The following is an 18,539-nucleotide window of genomic DNA, read 5'->3' as shown; positions in this document are numbered from 1 at the left end:
GCAGAAACCGAAGATGATGGCGAACACGATCAGGGGCAGCATGTTGCTGCGGCTGAGAAGGTCGGGGAAATCGCTCACGGTGAGGCTGTTGACCAGCATGTCGGCCGCGCTTTGCATCTCGCCCATCTCGGCCTCGCCCATCTGGATGTTGGTGCCGGCGGAGGGGCTGAAGATATTGACCCAGGTGAGCACGCACACACCCGCAACGGCGCCGGTGGCCAGGAAGGTGAGGATGGTGCTGCCCAGGATCTTGCCCAGGCGCTTCATGTTGAGCATGCTGCCCACGGCGGAGGCGATGGACACGAACACCAGGGGCACCACGATGGTGAACAGCAGGTTCAAAAAGATGTCGCCCACGGGCTTTACAAATTTGCCCGCCGCGGGGGAGACGATGCCCAGGATGGAGCCCACTGCGATGCCGCCCAGCAGCAGGATGGGAAGCTTGTACTGCTCCCAGAAGGATTTTTTCTTGGTCGCTTTGTTTGCCATGATTTACTCTCCTTTTCTCTTATTGCATTCCAAAGCGCGCCCGGGGCCGGGCCCGCAAAAGACCAGTGTTACAGGGCCCTGACAGCGGATTCCAGCTGCTTGAGGGCTTGTTCCAGCACGCTGCGCGGGCAGGCCGCGTTCAGCCGCATGAAGCCGGACAGGCTGCGCCCAAAGCTGCAGCCCTCGTTCAGGCCGAGGCCCGCCTTTTCGATCATGAAGCGGCGCAGCTCGTCGTTGGAAAGGCCGAGCTGCCGGCAGTCCAGCCAGACAAGGTAGGTGGCGTCCGGCAGGGAGGGGCGGATCTGGGGGATGTGGGCCTGGCAGTAGCTGCGGATGAAGTCGAAGTTGCCGCTGATGTATTCCAGCAGCTGCTCCAGCCACTCCTCGCCCTCGTTGAAGGCCACCTCCATGGCGGTGAGGCTGAAGGCGTTGTTGCGGTGGATGTCCATGCAGGCCCAGAATTTGTCGTAGATCTGCTTCATGCGCAGGTTCGGGAACACGGTGGTGGAGGCCTGCAGCCCCGCCAGGTTGAAGGTCTTGGTGCCGGAGATGCAGGTGATCACCTGCGCGGCAGCCTCGGGGGAGAGGCTGGCGGTGGGGATGTGCTTTTTGCCGTGGAAGATAAGGTCGGAGTGGATCTCGTCGCTCACCAGTAGCACGTCATATTTGCGGCACAGCTGCACCATGCGGGTGAGCTCTTCGCGGGTCCACACGATGCCCAGCGGGTTATGGGGGCTGCACAGCAGGAACATGCTCACCTGGGGCAGCTTTGCCTCGAAGTCCGCCCAGTCGATGGTCCAGCGGCCGTCTTTTTCCACCAGCTGGTTTTCCACCACGGTGCGGTTCCATGCCTCGGTCACATCGTAAAACTCGGAGTAGACGGGGGTCTGGATGAGCACCTTGCTGCCGTCCGGCGTGAACAGCCGCACCAGGGCGCTGAGGGCGGGCACCACGCCCAGGCTCCAGCTCACAAGGCTTTGGTCGATGGTCCAGCCGTTGCGGCGCTGCTGCCAGCCGCAGATGGCGTTGAAGTAACTGGCCGGCCGGCTGGTGTAGCCCCAGATGCCCTCCTGCGCCCGGGCGGTGAGCGCGTCGATCACGGGCTGGGCGGTCTGGAAGTCCATGTCGGCGATCCACAGGGGGATCACCTTGTCTGTGCCGAACTTTTTTGTGCGCTCGTCGTATTTGGCCGCGCGGTTGTTGCTGCGGTCCACGACCCTGTCGAAATCGTATTTCATGTAGTTAGAATACCTGCCTTTCCTGCTGTATGAAGTGTGGAGCGGTTTCAAAAAAATGAAACGGCTGTTGCTGAATAGTTAAGCAATTTCCGTGCCAAAAGTAAGAAAAGGTTAAAAATATCCACGAGAAATTGTTCGGTATACCAGTATTTTGGAAGCATTTACAAAAACCAAAAGATGGATTTGGCAAAAATGCCCTGATCCTGGGCAGGGCCAGGACCAGGGCATCCAACAGTTTCAAAAATCACGCCAAAAGAATTGGTTGAAATTGGTTGAGATAACTTTGACCAAAAGCGGCGGGGATCACAGGGCGCCCCGCTGGCAGGCGCTGCGGCCCTGGGGGGTGAGGCGGGTGCCGCCCCGCCCCCGGCTGACGCGGGCCAGCCCCTCGGCAGCAAGAGCGGCCAGAATGCGCCGCACCTCCTGCTGTGAAAGGGGAAAGCCCTCGGCCCGGGCCGCCTGCAAAATAGCCTCGCGCCCCAGCGCCGCGCCGCGGCAATCGGCGGCATAGAGCTGGTGCAGCACGAAACGGCGGGCTGCTGCATCCGCCGCTGCGGGGCCGGGGCCAACCGCCGGCGCGGGAAGGGCGGCGCTGGCGGGAATCGCGGGCACCGCAGCGCCCGGAAGCTCCTGCCGGGGCAGGTAGCGGAAGGTGGGAGGCAGATCACCGGGCAGAATCAATTGGTTGCCGGTATAACTGAAATATTCCACCACGTTGCGCAGCTCCCGGATATTGCCGCGCCACTGGTGGCTGGCGAGAAGCCCGCGCACCTGGGGAGAGAGTTCAAAATTCACCCCGCTTTTTTGGCGGAAGTGATCCAGAAGCAGGAACAGGTCGTCGCCCCGCTCACGCAGGGGCGGGATCAGGGCCGGCAGAGTGTTCAGGCGATAGTAGAGATCGCGCCGGAAGCTGCCGTTTTCGACGCGCTGCTCCAGATCCTCGTTGGTGGCGGCCACGATGCGCACGTCCACGCAGATGATCTGGTTGCCGCCCACCCGCATGATCTCGCGCTCCTGCAAAACGCGCAGCAGTTTGACCTGCAGGGCCGGGCTCATACCCTCCACCTCGTCCAAAAACAGGGTGCCCTTGTGGGCGAACTCAAACAGGCCGGGCTTGCCGCCCCGCCGGGCGCCGGTGAAGGCCCCGTCCTCGTAGCCGAACAGCTCGCTTTCCAGCAGGTTTTCCGGCATAGCGGCGCAGTTAATGGCCACAAAAGGCCCCGCGGCCCGGGGCGAGGCGTTGTGCACGGCGTGGGCGAAGAGCTCTTTGCCGGTGCCGGTCTCGCCGATCAGCAGGATGGGCAGGCCGGTGGCGGCCATGCGCTTTACAATGTTCACGCTGCGCTGGATGGCGGGCGAGGAGCCCAGCACGTCGGCAAAGGTGTATTTGGCCCGCAGGCCCTTGTGCAGCAATTGGCTGCGCAGCTCGTTCTGGCGCTTTTCAGCATCGTTAAAGCTTTGCAGGCTGGCAAACGCGCCGATGCATTCGCCGCCCCGCAGGACCGGCGCCACCGTGACGTTTACATTGGCGCCGCCCGCCCGCACCACCCGGGCGGGCAGCGGCTTTTTGGCCTTCAGGCATTCCACAAACGGGATAAAGGGATATACCTCGCCGGCGCGCCGGTGAAGCGCCAGCTTGCAGCTGACCTTGGTGATCTCTTCGGCTTTTTTGTTGCAGGCGAACACCTCGCCGGTCTCGGTAACGCCCACCAGGCCTTCGTCCAGGATCTCCATGAGCAGCTCAAACTGGCTTTCCAGCCGGCGGCTGCGGTTGAACATTTGGTCGTAGCTGTAGGTGTTGGCTGCCACCGCCGCCTGGTAGGCGCGGAACTGGGGGCTTTCCAGCAGTTCGTCCATTCCCAGGCGCAGCGCGGCCTCGGTCATGGTGGAGGCGGTGCAGACACGCTGGCCGATGTCCATTACTTTTTTTGCACCTGCGGGTACATAGCGCTGTTCCTGCGGGGTGATCACCAGGTCAAAGCCCGCGGCGTCGGCGGGGCTTGTGCAGCCGGGATAGAACATCTCGAATTCCAGCTGGTTCACCCCCAGCTGATTCAGGCGGCTCACAGCCTCGCGGGCCATCTTGTCGCTCAGGTTCACAAACAGGGCGCGGGTGCCGGCGGGCAGCTGCTGCAGCTGGCGGACGACCTCCCACAAAAAGGTGACCTGGATCTCCATGATCTCGCCGTTGATGGGCACATATTGGTGCAGATCGCCCACCGACTCGAACGCATCGGTGGAAACCATGTAAAGATCGGCTTTTTTCAGGCGGGCGACCGAGCCGTCCCGCACGCTGTAGGAGGTCACAAAAACACGGTCTCCGAAGAGATCCCGGACCTGCTGCGCGTAAAATTGCCCGGCCCGGGCATCCAGAGAAACGATCGCCACAGATTTTTTCATTGGAACACCTACTTTGACCAATTTGTTTAACCAATTTTTTGCCTGCGCTTCTTATTTTGCGGCATTCCGGGTTAAAATGTCAAGGAAAAGCGCGAAAAAGTGAAAATATTTTGATGGCATGATATAATTGGAATAAAAATTGCTTAATAGGAAGATGAAACCATTTTAATGGTACCGCCGGCCGGCGGGGAAGGAGAGATACTGCGATGTTGACAAAACAGGAAATGCTGGAACTGCTGCGGCAGGAGGTGGTGCCGGCGCTGGGCTGCACCGAACCCGTGTGTGTGGCGCTTGCTGCGGCAGACGCGCGCCGCGCCGTGGGGGGCGAGGTGCTTTGCATTGAGGTGCAGGCGAGCCCGGGCGTTTATAAAAACGGGATGTCGGTGGGAATTCCCGGTTTTGACCGGGTGGGGCTGAAATATGCCGCGGCGCTGGGCGCCTGTTTGGAGAACCCGGAAAAAGGCCTGCAGCTGCTGGAAGCCATGAGCGACGAGGTGCGGGCGGCGGCGGTGCGCCTGGTGGAGGAAAACCGAGTGAGCGTGACGGTGGCCGGGGAAGAGGAACAGCTGTATGTGCGGGCCCAGGTCACCACCGGCAGGGGAATGGGAGTGAGCGTGATCCGCAATTCCCACGCCAACATCGTGTTCACCAGCGCTGACGGCCGGGTGCTGCTGGAAAAAGAGTGTGCGCAGGGCGGCGGGGACGAGCTGCACGAAAAGCTTAAAGCCATGACCGTGGCCGGGATCCGGCACCTTGTGGACCAGGCAGAGGAGGGCGAGCTGGATTTTATGCTGGAGGGCGCCCGGATGAACGGCGCTCTGGCCGATTATGGCCTGGAGCACCGGCTGGGCATTGGCATTGCCGACACGCTGAAGGGCCAGTTGGGAACGGGTATGCTGGGGGATGGGCTGATGGGGAACACCATGGTGCGGGTGGCCTCCAGCGCGGAGGGCCGCATGAGCGGATGCCCCTATGCGGTGATGAGCAGCGCCGGCAGCGGCAACCACGGCATCACGGCGATCATTCCGGTGATGGAAATGGCAGAGCATTTGAAAGCAGGCGAGGACGCCACGGCACGGGCGCTTGCGTTTTCGCATCTGCTGAATGTGTACATCAAGCTGTTCACCGGAAAGCTGAGCGCCACCTGCGGGTGCGGGGTGAGCGCCGCGGCAGCGGCCAGCGCGGCCATGGTGTGGCTGATGGGCGGCAGCGACGACCAGATCGGCGCTGCGATTGTGAACATGAGCGGCAATTTGACCGGGATGATCTGTGACGGAGGAAAGATCGGCTGCGCACTCAAACTGGCTACTGCCTCCAGCGCGGCACTGATGTGCGCCTATCTGGCAATAAACAGCGTGGCGCTTGCCCCCACCGACGGGATCTGCGCCGCCACCCCGGAACAGGCGATCCGCAATATGGGGCGGGTGAGCAACCCGGGTATGGCGGAGACCGACCGGACCATTCTGAGGATTATGATGGAAAAGGACCAGGGCAGCTTGTAAACAGCGGGGAGGCCGGCGGTATGGCGATTAAAACCGAACAAAAGCAAAGCCAGAGGCTGGCGCTGAACCGGCAGCTGCAGCTCTCGCTGCAGCTGCTCGCCATGGGCAACGACCGGCTGTTGGAAACGGTAAACGAGGAACTGGAGAGAAACCCCGCGCTGACGGGGGACGTATATTCCATGCCGCTGCTGCCGGCGGGCCAGCCGGCGCTGGAGAACCTGGCGGGCGCGGCGGGCGTGAGCCTTGCCCAAGAGCTGGAGGAGCAGCTGGGTGCCGAGCGGCGGCCGGTGGACAAGGGGCTGGCAAAGCATTTGATCGCGCTTGTGGACGAAAACGGGTATCTGCGCGTTCGGCCCGCCGCCATTGCGCGGGCGGCGGGCGTTTCACAGCAGAGGGTGCAGGCGGCGCTGGACATTCTTCGCAGCTACGAACCGGCAGGGGTGTTTGCACAGGACCTGGCCGATTGCCTGCTGCTGCAGCTTCGGCGAAGAGGGGATGCGCCCCCTTTGGCGGCGGAGCTGATCGAAAGCGGGCTGGAGGAGCTGGGAAGGGGCGATATGGGCGCGCTGGCAGCCTGCCTGGGCGCCTCCCGGCCCCAAGTGGAGGAAGCCGCGGCCTACATCCGCACCCTTCAGCCAAAGCCCGGCGCGGCGTTTTGCAGCGGGGAAGCACAGTATGTGCGGCCGGACCTGGAAGTGGTGTGCGAGGACGGGCTGCTCAGGGTGCGGGAACTGCGCCCCTGGAGGCTGGAGCTGTGCCGTGACTATGCAGGCGCGGCGCGCACCCTGGAACCGGAGGTCCGCGCTTATCTGAAACAGGAGAGCATGCGCGCCCGGCGGCTGCTTTTGGCGGTGGAGCAGCGCAGCGACACCCTGCTGCGGGTGGCGCGCCTTTTGGTGCAGCGGCAGGAGGCCTGGTTTTTAAACAATGCGCCCCTTGAAACGCTGACCCAGGCCGAGCTTGCCCGGCAGCTGCAACTGAGCGAATCCACCGTGTGCCGCGCGGTAAAGGACAAATACTTTTTGTGGGCGCGGCGGGCGGTTCCGCTGAAGGAGCTGTTCTGCAACGGCCTTGCAGGGGGAAGCTCGGCAAGCCAGGTACAGGCCGGCATGCGCCGTTTGCTGGAACAGGAAGACCCCACGAAGCCCTGGTCGGACCGGGCGCTGGCCGATGCCCTGGCGGCCCAGGGCGTGGCGGTGGGCAGGCGCACGGTGGCAAAATACCGGGAACAGATGGGAGTTCCGGCGGCGGGGTATCGCAAAAGGCGCAAACGCCGGGAATAAATGCTAGAGCACCGTTCCGTTATGGCGTTATCGGCCATGGCGGAGCGGTGCTCGTTGCGGACGGATCCGGGGACACCGGTGCGGCAAGCGGGGGAAAACGTTTCAGACCAGAAGGAGCAGGGTGCCCGCCACGATGAGCGCCAGCCCGGCCCCTGCCCTGCGGCTGAGGTGCTCCTGAAAAACGAGCCGGGAAAAGAGGATGGTTACCAGGATGCTGAGTTTATCAATGGGTACCACCACGCTGGCCGGACCGAGCTGGAGCGCGCGGTAGTAACAAAGCCAGGAGGCGCCGGTGGCAAATCCGGAAAGGATCAAAAAAATCCAGCTTTTGCGGCCGATCTGCCGGAGCTCCCGCTGCCTGCCGGTCATGAAGACCACCACCCAGGCCATGCAAAGCACCACAATGGTGCGGATGGCGGTGCCGAGATTCGAGTCGATGTGTTCCATGCCCGCCTTGCCCAGAATGGAGGTGAGGCTGGCGAACACTGCGCTGGCAAGCGCATAGAACATCCAGCCGCGCCCTGTTTGGCGGGCCTGGGCGACGGGCTTTTTTTGGATCATCAGCCAGGTGCCCAGACCGATCAAAACGATGCAGGCTGCCTTGAGCGGGCCAATGGGCTCGTGAAAAAAGACAAAGGCCAGAAATATGGTGAGCAGGGTGCTGGATTTATCGATGGGAGTGACCTTGTTCACATCACCCAATTGAAGGGCGCGGAAATAGCACAGCCAGGAGGCGCCGGTGGCGAGCCCTGAGAGGATCAGAAAGGCAAAGGTGCGCCCGCTGATCTGACCAAGCCCCTGCCAGCTGCCCTGCAGCAGCACCAGCAGCCAGGAAAACGCCAGCACCACCACGGTCCGCAATGCGGTGGCCAGATTAGAGTCGGTGCTGTGGATGCCGATTTTGGCCAAAATGGCGGTGAGACCGGCAAACAGGGCGGAACCAAAGGCAAATAAAATCCACATTGCACTCGCTCCTGAAAATTGGAATGGATGGTCTTATTGTAGCAGGGAAAAGAAAAAAATAAAAGCAGTGAATAAAATTTGCGGAAAAGGCAGCAGGGCTATTGACCTGGAGTGGGCTTTAAGGGATAGAATAAAAGCAATAAAAATAACCGCAGCGAAGCGAGGGCTGTTTTTTGCACCTCTGTGGCGGTTGTTCCGCAAAGGGCGGGGTACGGGTGCTTTTATCATAATAAAAATAAAGGCCGGTCCGTTATGGAAAGGCGACAAAAACAGCGGGGGTGTTTTTATGACCATTGCCGAAGTGAGCAAAAAATTTGGTGTTTCCGCCGACACGCTGCGCTACTATGAGCGCATTGGGCTGCTGCCGCCGGTGCGCCGCACCAGCGGCGGGATACGGGACTACACCCAGGAGGATTGCAATTGGGTGGAGTTTATAAAATGTATGCGGGGGGCCGGGCTGCCCATTGAAGTGCTGATCGAGTACATGGAGCTGTTCCGCCAGGGGGATGCGACGATTCCCGCGCGCAAAGAGCTGCTTGTGGAGCAGCGCGGTGAGCTGGCCCAGCGCGTTGCAGAGATGCAGGCGGTGCTGAACCGGCTGGATAAAAAAATCGCAGGGTATGAACAATGGGCGCCCAAAACAAAAGAAAAATTGCGCCGCCCGGCGGACTGACGCGGGCGGAAACGGCAGAAAAAGGGGCGGCACGGACCTTTTGCAGGCCGGCCGCCTTTTTGCGGATGCGGTTCACATCAAGACTTGTTCGGCGCCGGGAAAGGATCACTCGAGAGGTTCTTCGCCGGTGCCGCAGCCGCATTGGTCGGGACCGCACTGATCGGGGCCGAGAGGCTGCACTTTGTGCTTGCCTTTGGAGGCACAGCCGCAGTTTTCGGCGGCTGTGGGGTGTTCATCTTCGTATAATGAAAGATAATAGGCGCCCATGCCAAGCCCCTCGTAGATTGCATCGGCTTCCTCCACCAGACCGTCGGCGCGGGGCGGGGTATAGCCGGGCTGGTGGGGTTCCGGGGTGTCCACTTCGCTGATGGAGTTCTGATCCTCGTGGTGGTCGGGATATTCGTAACCCTGGTATTCTTTGTTCATCATCAAACGCTCCTTTAAACTGGCATTTTTCGCGGCGCTTGTGCCGCCTTGTGAGTAGTATGCCCAAATGCTTTTAAGATTTGCATGCATTTTTCGACAAAACAAAAAACCGGCAAAAGCCCATTGACAAATCACGCAGGCTGGGTTATAATATCATTCGTCGCCAAGTGTGACATCCGGGTGTAGCGCAGTTTGGTAGCGCGCTTGAATGGGGTTCAAGAGGCCGTGAGTTCGACTCTCGCCACTCGGACCAAAGACATATCTTCCGTCAAGGGGAAGATATGTCTTTTTTTGTCCAAATCTGTGGTATACTGAACGCAAGGTTATTTATATAATAGGAGGTGCGTGTTATGGCAGACAATGTAATTTGGATTCTTGTTGCCGGAGTTATTATAGGTGCTCTGTTAATTCATTTTTATGTTTGGAGGAAATACCATTATATATGCCCCAAATGTCACCGTCCTTTTAAACCAACCTTTTTACGTTCACTGATAGCAGTGAATGCCGCTGAAGATAGGAAATTGCGGTGTCCGAATTGCAGCTCAACAGAGTATATGAAAGCCTTGAAAGATGAGAAGAAGCACGCAAAATGAGCACAACCCTGCTTAACACAAAAAACATTTTTTCGCTATTGTGACAAGTTAAAAGCTACATTTTAGCCTCGTTTATAAGGTTGAAATGTAGCTTTTCTTTTAATAATCCTTCATATTATCTGAAGAAACTATATGCAATCAGTATAATTAACAGGGAGAGGGGACGTCATGATTTTTACCTTTGATGCAAAAGGCTATCTTTTATATCCTGTTCTAAAATCTTGTTTGGAACTTAGTGATGAGAATGTCTATGAAGCCATCCAGGATGGATTTAATATTTAAGATAAACAGTTAACACTGAAAAACATCTCTTATGATGCGTTAAAAGGCGCTTTGATTCCAAATCAAGATAAGGACAAATTTGAGACATGCTTTGTTATTGACTCAAGCCAAATTAATTCTTCCGACTATGGATATTATATATTTGAAAAGTTAATTCCGCTTTTGGACAAAGAAAGCACCTACAGTATCCTATGTGGGGATTACATTGACATTCTGCGGCATCCCAGTTCACAGCAACTGTTGCGTTCTGCAATGAACGAGGTCTTGGCAAGATGCCATGAATCCAAGTATATGCATAGCAGCCAGTACTACCTGATCTATGTGAACCGCTTAAGCGGAGGCCAGCGGCTGAAAATTGTTGAAGGGCTCTATCCGTATTCGTGGTTTGCTGGATTTGCAAATTTAACATATCGTTCTTTGTTTAAAAGTTACCTCTCCAACATACTTACATCCGTCTGCATAAAAAGTAAGAATAGAATTATTATTTCACATCCTTCGTATTGTGTAGATGAAGAAAATATTAATATGTGTATTTCGCTTTTGTGCAGTTTAGTGCTTTTGAATTCGGCTTTTTGTAAAAAAGTTTAGCGCGATTTTAGCAGACCTGTGCAGACCAAGCTCAGAAGAAGTTCTTTGGGTGGCGGAGGCAGCCCCAGACGGTAAAGGGCATAGGACATCGTTTGGCAACCGTCTATACTTCTAAAAATAGATAAAAAACACAGGGGCTTATCAAGAGGCGGCTGTGCAAAGCACCATCAGCCATACGCCCGAAGCGGAACTTGAATTCACTCCTGTTGTTCTTAGTGTATCCAACGCCCCCAGGGATGGCAACATTAAAAAGGAGCCGCTGTGCTCAGAGCGCCAGAGGTCAGCGGCAAGGCCGCCACTCCTACGGTTCCTAGCTTTACTATGGCAAAGGTGCAGGAAAAGGTTAAGCCGGGGTGAAACAGGCCCCGGCGGCCGGAACAAAGGGAGAAGGTGCGCGCTTATGCCGGGCACCCCCCGCTTTCAGGAGACAAGAAACGTTTTAGCCGCTGAAAATGGAACTTTCCTGTAAAACTTTGCGCTCCTTGCTTTACATCTGTCCAAATCACGCTATAATACTTTATAACATCGTTTTTGGGCGGCTTGCAGCAAAAAGGCCGCGAGAGAAAGGAAGCTTTGATGAAGAAATGGAAAGGCAAGGCAGTGGCGCTTACCCTGCTGCTGTTCGCTTTGTACGTGCTGTTCAATCACCCCAACCTGAACCCACTCTACCCCGAGGCGGCGTTCCTTTACTGTGTTCTGATTACGGTGCTGGTGGGCATTTTTACATTGGACAAGCTGGGCCGGGTCGTCACCGAGCCGGGGGCCATGCCAGGGGTGCCCGGCGGAGTACATTTTGTGAAAGCGGTAAATGCCAAGCGCTGGCCCGTTGTGCTGGTGGGCGCGGTGTGGGCCGTTTACCTGCTGGTATCGGTGGGGTCGTCGTTCATTTTTCAGGTGAACGCGTTCCGCGACCAGATGCCCACCCTGCAGGAACTGGATTTTGCGCAGGACTTCAAGGCGGTGGACGCCAGCCAGCTGCCCATTGTGGACGAGGCGATGGCGCGCAAGCTGGCGGACAAAAAGCTGGGCGAGCGGCCCAGCCTGGGCAGCCAGGTGGTGTTGGGCGAGCCCACCCTGCAGCAGGTGGACGGCAAGTTGGTTTGGGCGGTGCCCACCCTGCACTCGGGTGTGTTCAAGTGGCTTACCAACATGGAGGGCACGCCCGGGTATGTGGTGGTATCGGCCACAAATCCCCAGGATGTGGAGTATGTGGACGGCTACAACCTGAAATACCAGCCGGGGGCGTATCTGTGGCAGAACCTGCTGTTTTATGCCCGCTTTACCGCCGCGCCCTTTACCGGGCTTACCGATTACAGCTTTGAGCTGGACGATACCGGGCGGCCCTATTGGGTGATCACCACCTACCAGTATTTGCGGGGCTTCAGCCTGCCGGAGGCGACCGGTGCGATCGTGATGGACTGCGCCACCGGCGAGAGCAGGCGCTATGCCATTGCCGAGCTGCCCGAATGGGTGGATCGCGTGCAGCCGGAAAACTTTATTATGACCCAGTTGAACAACAAGGGCGAGTTTGTGCACGGCTACCTGAATTTCAGCGATAAGGATAAATACCGCACCAGCGAGGGCGACACCCTGATCTACAACAACGGCCACTGCTACCTGTTCACCGGCCTGACCAGCGTGGGCGGCGACCAGAGCGCCATTGGGTTTGTGATGGTGGACATGGTGACCAAAGAGCCGCACCTTTATCGGATCAGCGGCGCCACGGAAACGGCGGCCCAGCGCTCGGCCGAGGGCAAGGTGCAGCAATTTGGGTACCAGGCGGCGTTCCCGCTGATCGTGAACCTGAACAGCCGCCCCACCTACTTTATGACTTTGAAGGACGCCGAGGGCCTGATTAAGCAGTATGCTTATGTTTCGGTGGAGGATTACCAGACTGTGGGCGTGGGCGATACGGTAGCCGAGGCGCGGCTGAGTTATGAAAAAGCGCTGAAGGGGAGCCCCGGCGGCGCGCAGATCGGCAACGCCAACGCCGAGCTTGCCACGCTCACCGGCACGGTGGCGCGCATTGGCAGCGAGTACAGCACCAGCGGCACCACCTATTATCTGGTGCTGAGCGAAAAGCCCGAGCTTTTGTTCAGCGTGCAAGGCAGCCTGTCGGACGAACTGGCCCTGACCCGCGAGGGCGACCGGGTGAAAGTGAGCTACTACCCCCGCGAGAGCGGCACCCAGGAGCTCACGGAGTTCGACAACCTGCAGTTTACCCAAAATTGAGCGATCGGCCTGAAAACCACATTGAAGCCGCCCCCGGCCGGGGGCGGCTTTTTGTTCTTTGGGTTTATGCAGGGCTGTGATAAGGCTTACTGCGGGTCAGCGCATTTCCCGCTTGCCAAACCGGGCCGTTGCAAGGCAGAGGGCTGCACCGAACAGCAGCACCGCACAGGGGATAAAGGGAAACAGTTGGAACCCCCTGCCTGTACCACCCGCTGTAAACTTATGCAAAGAGCAGGATACCAGATACCCACTGTAACAATAAGGATAAAGGAACCACACCGGGGTTGCACCGGCCAGAAGGCCGGGAATAACCAAAAGAAGGTTTGCGCCCACCGAAATCAAAGGGCTCTCAAACAGGACGGTCAGCGCCCACATAACAGCCATGCCTGGAAGCATGGTAAAGAACAATCCGGCGCACCATTTTAAGAGATACAGCACAGGCATGGTTTCTGTAATGCCGGAAGTATAAGTGGCAACCCAGCCGGCAATGACGAAAACGACTAAAAACACGACCATTTCCATAAACAGATAAAATGCCAGTACGCCAAACTTGGCAAGCGACACAGCCTGGCGGCTCACCGGCAATGCCAGCATTTTGAGGATCCCCTTGTTCTGTGTTTCCCGCCCCGCGATCATGACGCAAACAACGATCATGCTGAAAGGCAATAAATAATAGGCGTAGAGCAGGGCGCTCTGAATAAACATGGCAGGCCACGCATTGGTATATTCCGGTGTAAAATATCTGCTCAGATTTGCAACGCCGGAGCCAACAACCAGCAACGGCGCTACAAAAATCAAAGGAACGATTTTCGAGCGTTTGACTTTCATAAACTCGATTTTCAGCAATTCAAGAAAACTCATTTCCATCCCTCCTTATTCGTAACGAACATTTTTCGCCATCCATAATCCGATCCCGAGGAACAGAAAGGTCTCCAGCACGGCGACCACGATCACGGAAAAATCAGGCTGTGCACTCATGGTAACTGCCGGTTTCAGCATGATGACGAAAGGGTGTGCAAGAAACAGGCTGGCTTTTGAGGTTCCCAACGCCATACCGCTCAAGAAACCGGCAACGCCCACGCCGAGGGGCACCCACATGTTTTCAAGCCGGGATGCAACCAGCAGCATCAGCGACAGAACCGGCATGGAAGTGAGGAATGAATATCCCGCAAAAGCGATCAGTGTGCCGGACGAAAAGGCGCCTTGCGGAAGATTGGTCATGCCGATTTTCAGCAGAGCCAGATTTTGCAGCGCGACCGAGGACAGAAGCATGACCGTTAAAATTAAGAATTTGCAGAAATAGAGCCCCGGTATACTGACTGGCAGCATATACATTTTTTTGATTGCCGCCCCTTTAAATTCCAGGTTATAAATCATACATGCAGCCACAACGATCCCAAACATGTTTAAAATCATGATTACGCCGTAGAGCTGGGTGAGCAGAATATCCATGGGGGCCATGGGCAAATTGAGAAGCGTGTTTTTCCGAATAATAAAATTGGCAAATGCGTAGGCTGCGCCTAAAACGCCAACGAGCAACAAAACGGCAATGACACCGGTTCGCTTCTCTTTCCGAAGTTCGATTACAAGGGAAATCATAATTTGGCCCTCTGCTTTCTGGCTGCGTTGTCCATCTCGATCACAGAAAGAAACACATCCTCCAGATTGTCCGCGGCAAGGCCGGCCTGCAGGGCGTGCCGGCGCAGATCATCCATGCTCCCTTCAAACAGCAGCCGCCCGTGGTTAAGGATCCCAAGGTTGTCCGCGATCAGCTCGATCTCAGACAGCAGGTGGGATGAAATCAGTACGGTACAGTCATAAAGGCTGGGCAGGGATTTCACCAGATTACGAATTTCATGGATGCCGGACGGATCAAGCCCGTTGGTGGGCTCATCCAGAATCAGGATCGGCGGTCGCCCCAGCAACGCCCCGGCAAGGCCCAAACGCTGCTTCATGCCCAGCGAATATTTTTTTGCCAAACGGTCGCCGAACTCGGACAGGCCGACCAGTTCCAAAGCGTCATCCACAGCGGCTTTTGGCAGCCCCAAAATTCTGCGGATCACCTCAAGGTTTTCGCGCCCAGTCAGATTGGCGTAGAAAGACGGAGATTCAATCAGGGAGCCGACCTCTTTGAGGATCGCTGCCCGATCCCTGGGGAACTGCTTTCTGTCGATCGCAAAACTGCCCGCTGTAGGCGTGGTCAACCCCAACAATATTTTCATGGTGGTGGATTTTCCGGCCCCGTTCGGGCCAAGAAAGCCGTAAATGCTGCCTTTGGGAACATGCAGCGAAACGCGGTCCACCGCCGTAAAGTGTTTGTACCGCTTGGTGAGCTGATCGGAGACAATGATATTCTGCATAAGTGCACCCCTTTCTTTGGATGGGTTTATGATAACGCCCGCACCTTACGGCAGCTTTCTGCGGACCTTACATTTTCCTTACTTTTGGGCGCCGCCGGCCCGCGCAAAGAAAAGGTTGTGATACAATAAGGGAAAGCAGAGGGGGACGCGGGCGGTGGAAAACGTTTTTTTAAAAGAGAAAAAGATTTTGCTGGTGGATGACGAGCCGGAGCTGCTGAGGCTGGTGGCGCAGATATTAAGGGACGGCGGGTTCCGGGCGGTGGCCACGGCAGCGTCGGTGCAGGAGGGCGAAGCGGCGGCGCGCCGTGAGAAGCCGGATCTCGCCATTTTGGATGTGACGCTGCCGGATGGAAATGGGTTTGGCCTTTTAGAGCGCTTGCGCACCTTCCGGGACCTGCCGGCCATTTTCTTGACGGCGCGTGACGAGCCCGCGGACCGGCTGGCCGGCCTGACCCTGGGGGCGGACGACTACATTGTAAAACCGTTTTTGCCGCAGGAGCTGCTTTTGCGGGTGAACGCCGTGCTGCGGCGCAGCTATAAAGCCGAGGCGCCGATGCTTATACTGGCGGCCTGCACGGTGGATCTGAGCCGGGCAGAGGTGAAAAAGGGCGGAAGCGTTCTGCCGCTTACCGCAAAGGAACATTCCATTTTGGAAACACTTGCCCGAAACGATGGCCGGATCGTGACGTTGGACGCGCTGTGTGAGGCGGTGTGGGGCGAAAATCCCTTTGGCTATGAAAACAGCCTGAACGCGCATATACGGCGCATTCGGGAAAAGATCGAGGCCGACCCCTCGCGGCCTGTTTCCCTGATCACAGTCAAAGGGCTTGGCTACAAGCTGAACTGCGAAAGGGGCGGCTGAGGACTTGAAGGATTTTGGAAGGTATATTTCCAGGCAGATTGCCGGATTCGCGGTGTTCGTGCTGGGGCTGGCACTGCTGAACCTGGCGGTGTTTGCCGGCTCTTTTTATGGCATCATCGTGCGGGATTACGGCGCGGGTTCCCCAAAAAACCGGCTGGAGGAGACGGCGGCGGCCTGCTCGGCAGAGGGTATCGATCCGGACATGGAACAGCGGCTGGCCGAAAGCGGCGTGTGGGCGATGTTCCTTTCGCCGCAGGGAAAGCGGCTGTGGGGCGCAAACCTGCCCGGCGGGCTGCCGGAGGAGTATACCGTGCAGCAGGTGGCAGTATTTGCAAAGGGGTATCTGGCCGAATACCCCGTGTTCCTGCAGACTGCGGAGGATGGGCTGTTGGTGCTGGGATATCCCCAGGGGAGCTATACAAAGCTAACCCGGAATTACTGGCCTATGGCATTTATAAAAGCGCTGCCCGGCTGTGCGGCGGTGATGCTGGGGGTAGATCTTGCGCTGTTGTTCGCGGCCTATTTTTTCTCAAAACGAAGGATATTGAAGGGCATAGGCCCCCTGATAGAAGCAGTGGAGGCGCTGGCGAAGGGGGAACGAATCGACCTGAAGATGCGGGGGGAGCTGGAGCCGGTGGCCGGCAGCCTGAACCGGGTCTCGCACCTTCTGGCACGGCAGAACGAGGCCCGCGCGAACTGGATCAGCGGTGTTTCACACGATATCCGCACCCCGCTTTCGATGATCATGGGGTATGCCGGGCGGATCGCCTGCGACGAGAACGCCAGCCCGGCGGTGCGGACCCAGGCACAGCGGATCGGGCGGCAGGGAGAAGCAATCCGGGAGCTGGTGCAGGATCTGAATCTGGCGTCACGGCTGGAATACGAGATGCAGCCCCTGCACAGGGAGCCGGTGCACGCGGCAAAGCTGATGCGGGCTTATGCCGCCGGGATACTGAACGGGGGCTTGGCCGGCGCGTATTCGCTGGAAGTAGAAATTGCCACGAACGCCCAGCAGGCGATGCTGGCCTGCGACGCCCGCCTGGTGGAGCGCGCGCTGGCAAATCTTGTGCAGAACAGCATCCGGCACAACCCTGAGGGCTGTAAGATCGAGCTGCTTTTGGAGCAAAGAGGGGCCAGCCTGGCCCTTACTGTGCGGGACAACGGGATCGGCATCCCGCCGGGCAAGCTGGCGGCGCTGGCGCAGGATGGGGCGGCAGAAGCGTATGGGGCAAACGAAAGGCTGGAGAGCCGCCATGGACTGGGTCTTGCGCTTGTGCGGCGGATCGCCCAGGCACACGGCGGCTGCATAAAAATAGAGAGCGGCAGCGGGAAGGGGTGCGAGGTGACCCTGCTTTTCCCCTGTGAAGAAGAATGAAAGAGCACGCCCCGGGGGAAAGCCCCGGGGCGTGCTCTTGGCTTACTGGGCAGGCAAAACGACTTTTCCAAAGCACTGGGCCGATACGGAACAAACGAGAAAGCGGCAATTATAGACTTTGTGGATTTTTTTGCCCGGCCTTATGGTTTCCTTAGAAAAGCGCGATACACTGGTGCCAGAAAAACAAGAAGGAGTGTATCGCGATGGAAGAAACATTGCAGCTGCCGCAGACCGAAAGGAAAAAAGGACTTTCGACCTCTGCTTTAAAATGGATTGCTTTGGGCTTGATGGTGCTGGATCACATCCATTATTTCTTTGGGTTTACAGGCTGGGTGCCGGAGGCGTTCACCATGCTGGGGCGCCTGTCGGCAAACCTGTTCCTGTTTTGTGTGGTGGAGGGCTTTGCCCACACGCACGACCGCAAACGGTACTTTTTGCGCATCTGGGCCATTGGGGCGGCCATGGGCGCTGTGCTGACGGCGTTTATGTTTGTGCCGGCGCTGCAGCGGCCGGATGGGTTTTACCCCTACAACGGGGTGCTGCTGAACTTTGTGATTCTGCTGCCCATGCTACAGGGGGTGGACTGGCTGCGGCAAAAGCGTTTTGGGCGTGGCCTGGCCGCGCTGCTGCTGCCGCTGGCCTGGCCGCTGCTCGTCACTCTGGCGGCGGGGCTGCTGCCCCTGCCCGGCGCGGCCCAGATCGGGCTCACCCTGCTGGGGTTCACCGTGCTGCCCATGTGGAACTTTATCAACGACGGCGGCCTGTTTTTCATTTTGACCGGGCTGCTGCTCTACCTGTGCCGGGGGCACAAGTGGCTTCAGGCGGGAACCTATGTGATTTTTACCATGCTGGTATGGTTTGTGCGGGTGTGGCTGCAGGTGAGCGCCATGGGCGAACCCCTTGGCGCCATGTTTACCCAATATTATGAATGGTTCAGCGTGTTTTCGGTTTTGTTTATGCTGTGTTATAATGGACAAAAAGGAAAGGGCGGAAAGATCTCGAAGCATTTTTTCTATGTGTTTTATCCCGCCCATGTTTACATTTTGTATGCCCTGAGCTGGGGGCTGTACCTGATCCTGCAATAAAGCGAAAAGGAGGAGCGCGGGCGTGGCGAACATTCTGGTGGTGGACGACGAGGCGGACTTGCGGCAGCTGGTAAAAACCGCGCTGGAACGGGACGGCCACCGGGTCGCAGTGTTGGCTTCGGGCGGCGAGGTGGATGAAAACCGGTGCGCTTGGGCTGACTGCATTCTGCTGGATGTGATGATGCCCG

General features: G+C 57.7%; 17 protein-coding genes and 1 tRNA gene. 10 read left to right on the top strand and 8 right to left on the bottom strand.

The genetic code is table 11. From position 1 onward, the window contains the following. From ACMLHZ_RS09220 to ACMLHZ_RS09210, 3 genes are all read right to left on the bottom strand, one after another. The coding region (locus ACMLHZ_RS09220) for a dicarboxylate/amino acid:cation symporter (protein ID WP_418667449.1) at window positions 1–489 on the bottom strand (489 nt) is incomplete at its 3' end. A 68-nt stretch (window positions 490–557) separates the two neighbouring features. After that, a complete protein-coding gene (locus ACMLHZ_RS09215) occupies window positions 558–1,727 on the bottom strand; it encodes a MalY/PatB family protein (RefSeq protein ID WP_418667448.1) in 1,170 nt (389 codons plus the stop codon). Window positions 1,728–2,030: 303 nt separating this feature from the next. Further along, the gene (locus ACMLHZ_RS09210) at window positions 2,031–4,127 is read right to left on the bottom strand and encodes a sigma-54 interaction domain-containing protein (protein ID WP_418667447.1); all 2,097 of its coding nucleotides are present in this window, start codon (window positions 4,125–4,127) and stop codon (window positions 2,031–2,033) included. Between the two features lie 206 nt (window positions 4,128–4,333). Between ACMLHZ_RS09210 and ACMLHZ_RS09205 the strand changes: the two genes are divergently transcribed. Both ACMLHZ_RS09205 and rpoN read left to right on the top strand, forming a co-directional pair. Next, complete coding sequence (locus ACMLHZ_RS09205) at window positions 4,334–5,629, top strand: serine dehydratase subunit alpha family protein (RefSeq protein WP_418667446.1); 1,296 nt, start codon at window positions 4,334–4,336, stop codon at window positions 5,627–5,629. A gap of 20 nt (window positions 5,630–5,649) precedes the next feature. Continuing rightward, on the top strand, window positions 5,650–6,912 hold the full coding sequence (gene rpoN, locus ACMLHZ_RS09200; protein ID WP_418667445.1) for an RNA polymerase factor sigma-54: 1,263 nt from the start codon (window positions 5,650–5,652) through the stop codon (window positions 6,910–6,912). Window positions 6,913–7,014: 102 nt separating this feature from the next. On the opposite strand, the gene ACMLHZ_RS09195 is transcribed toward rpoN, so the two are convergent. Then, entirely contained in the window at window positions 7,015–7,875 is an 861-nt protein-coding gene (locus ACMLHZ_RS09195; RefSeq protein ID WP_418667444.1) for an EamA family transporter, read from the bottom strand. A 286-nt stretch (window positions 7,876–8,161) separates the two neighbouring features. Between ACMLHZ_RS09195 and ACMLHZ_RS09190 the strand changes: the two genes are divergently transcribed. Continuing rightward, window positions 8,162–8,548 carry a MerR family transcriptional regulator gene (locus ACMLHZ_RS09190; protein ID WP_418667443.1) on the top strand — a complete coding sequence of 129 codons (387 nt, stop codon included), beginning with the start codon at window positions 8,162–8,164 and terminating at the stop codon, window positions 8,546–8,548. A gap of 105 nt (window positions 8,549–8,653) precedes the next feature. Here the strand turns inward: ACMLHZ_RS09190 and ACMLHZ_RS09185 are convergent, their stop codons facing one another. Next, window positions 8,654–8,977 carry a hypothetical protein gene (locus ACMLHZ_RS09185; RefSeq protein WP_418667442.1) on the bottom strand — a complete coding sequence of 108 codons (324 nt, stop codon included), beginning with the start codon at window positions 8,975–8,977 and terminating at the stop codon, window positions 8,654–8,656. A 173-nt stretch (window positions 8,978–9,150) separates the two neighbouring features. Between ACMLHZ_RS09185 and ACMLHZ_RS09180 the strand changes: the two genes are divergently transcribed. The 3 genes from ACMLHZ_RS09180 to ACMLHZ_RS09170 all read left to right on the top strand — a co-directional run bounded on the left by ACMLHZ_RS09180 (window position 9,151) and on the right by ACMLHZ_RS09170 (window position 12,669). Next, window positions 9,151–9,227, top strand: a tRNA-Pro gene (locus ACMLHZ_RS09180). Between the two features lie 97 nt (window positions 9,228–9,324). Continuing rightward, on the top strand, window positions 9,325–9,567 hold the full coding sequence (locus tag ACMLHZ_RS09175) for a hypothetical protein (RefSeq protein WP_418667441.1): 243 nt from the start codon (window positions 9,325–9,327) through the stop codon (window positions 9,565–9,567). A gap of 1,446 nt (window positions 9,568–11,013) precedes the next feature. Then, on the top strand, window positions 11,014–12,669 hold the full coding sequence (locus ACMLHZ_RS09170; protein WP_418667440.1) for a hypothetical protein: 1,656 nt from the start codon (window positions 11,014–11,016) through the stop codon (window positions 12,667–12,669). Window positions 12,670–12,765: 96 nt separating this feature from the next. Here the strand turns inward: ACMLHZ_RS09170 and ACMLHZ_RS09165 are convergent, their stop codons facing one another. The 3 genes from ACMLHZ_RS09165 to ACMLHZ_RS09155 are packed head-to-tail and all read right to left on the bottom strand — an operon-like array spanning window position 12,766 to window position 15,029. Further along, window positions 12,766–13,530 (bottom strand): ABC transporter permease, encoded by a 765-nt coding sequence (locus ACMLHZ_RS09165; RefSeq protein WP_418667439.1) that lies wholly within the window; start codon window positions 13,528–13,530, stop codon window positions 12,766–12,768. A 12-nt stretch (window positions 13,531–13,542) separates the two neighbouring features. Next, on the bottom strand, window positions 13,543–14,268 hold the full coding sequence (locus ACMLHZ_RS09160) for an ABC transporter permease (protein WP_418667438.1): 726 nt from the start codon (window positions 14,266–14,268) through the stop codon (window positions 13,543–13,545). Further along, the gene (locus ACMLHZ_RS09155; protein ID WP_418667437.1) at window positions 14,265–15,029 is read right to left on the bottom strand and encodes an ABC transporter ATP-binding protein; all 765 of its coding nucleotides are present in this window, start codon (window positions 15,027–15,029) and stop codon (window positions 14,265–14,267) included. Before ACMLHZ_RS09155 ends, ACMLHZ_RS09160 begins: the two co-directional genes overlap by 4 nt. Before the next feature lie 154 nt (window positions 15,030–15,183). Between ACMLHZ_RS09155 and ACMLHZ_RS09150 the strand changes: the two genes are divergently transcribed. The 4 genes from ACMLHZ_RS09150 to ACMLHZ_RS09135 all read left to right on the top strand — a co-directional run. Continuing rightward, complete coding sequence (locus ACMLHZ_RS09150; protein ID WP_418667436.1) at window positions 15,184–15,891, top strand: response regulator transcription factor; 708 nt, start codon at window positions 15,184–15,186, stop codon at window positions 15,889–15,891. Between the two features lie 4 nt (window positions 15,892–15,895). Next, window positions 15,896–17,266 carry a sensor histidine kinase gene (locus ACMLHZ_RS09145; protein WP_418667435.1) on the top strand — a complete coding sequence of 457 codons (1,371 nt, stop codon included), beginning with the start codon at window positions 15,896–15,898 and terminating at the stop codon, window positions 17,264–17,266. 203 nt (window positions 17,267–17,469) lie between these two features. Then, window positions 17,470–18,351: a TraX family protein gene (locus tag ACMLHZ_RS09140; protein WP_418667434.1), complete on the top strand. Its 882-nt coding sequence runs from the start codon at window positions 17,470–17,472 to the stop codon at window positions 18,349–18,351. Between the two features lie 22 nt (window positions 18,352–18,373). Continuing rightward, the coding region (locus ACMLHZ_RS09135) for a response regulator (RefSeq protein WP_418667450.1) at window positions 18,374–18,539 on the top strand (166 nt) is incomplete at its 3' end.

Source organism: Allofournierella sp. (assembly GCF_048388525.1).
Lineage (GTDB): Bacteria > Bacillota > Clostridia > Oscillospirales > Ruminococcaceae > BQOK01.
This window is presented reverse-complemented; position numbering and strand designations above follow the sequence as displayed.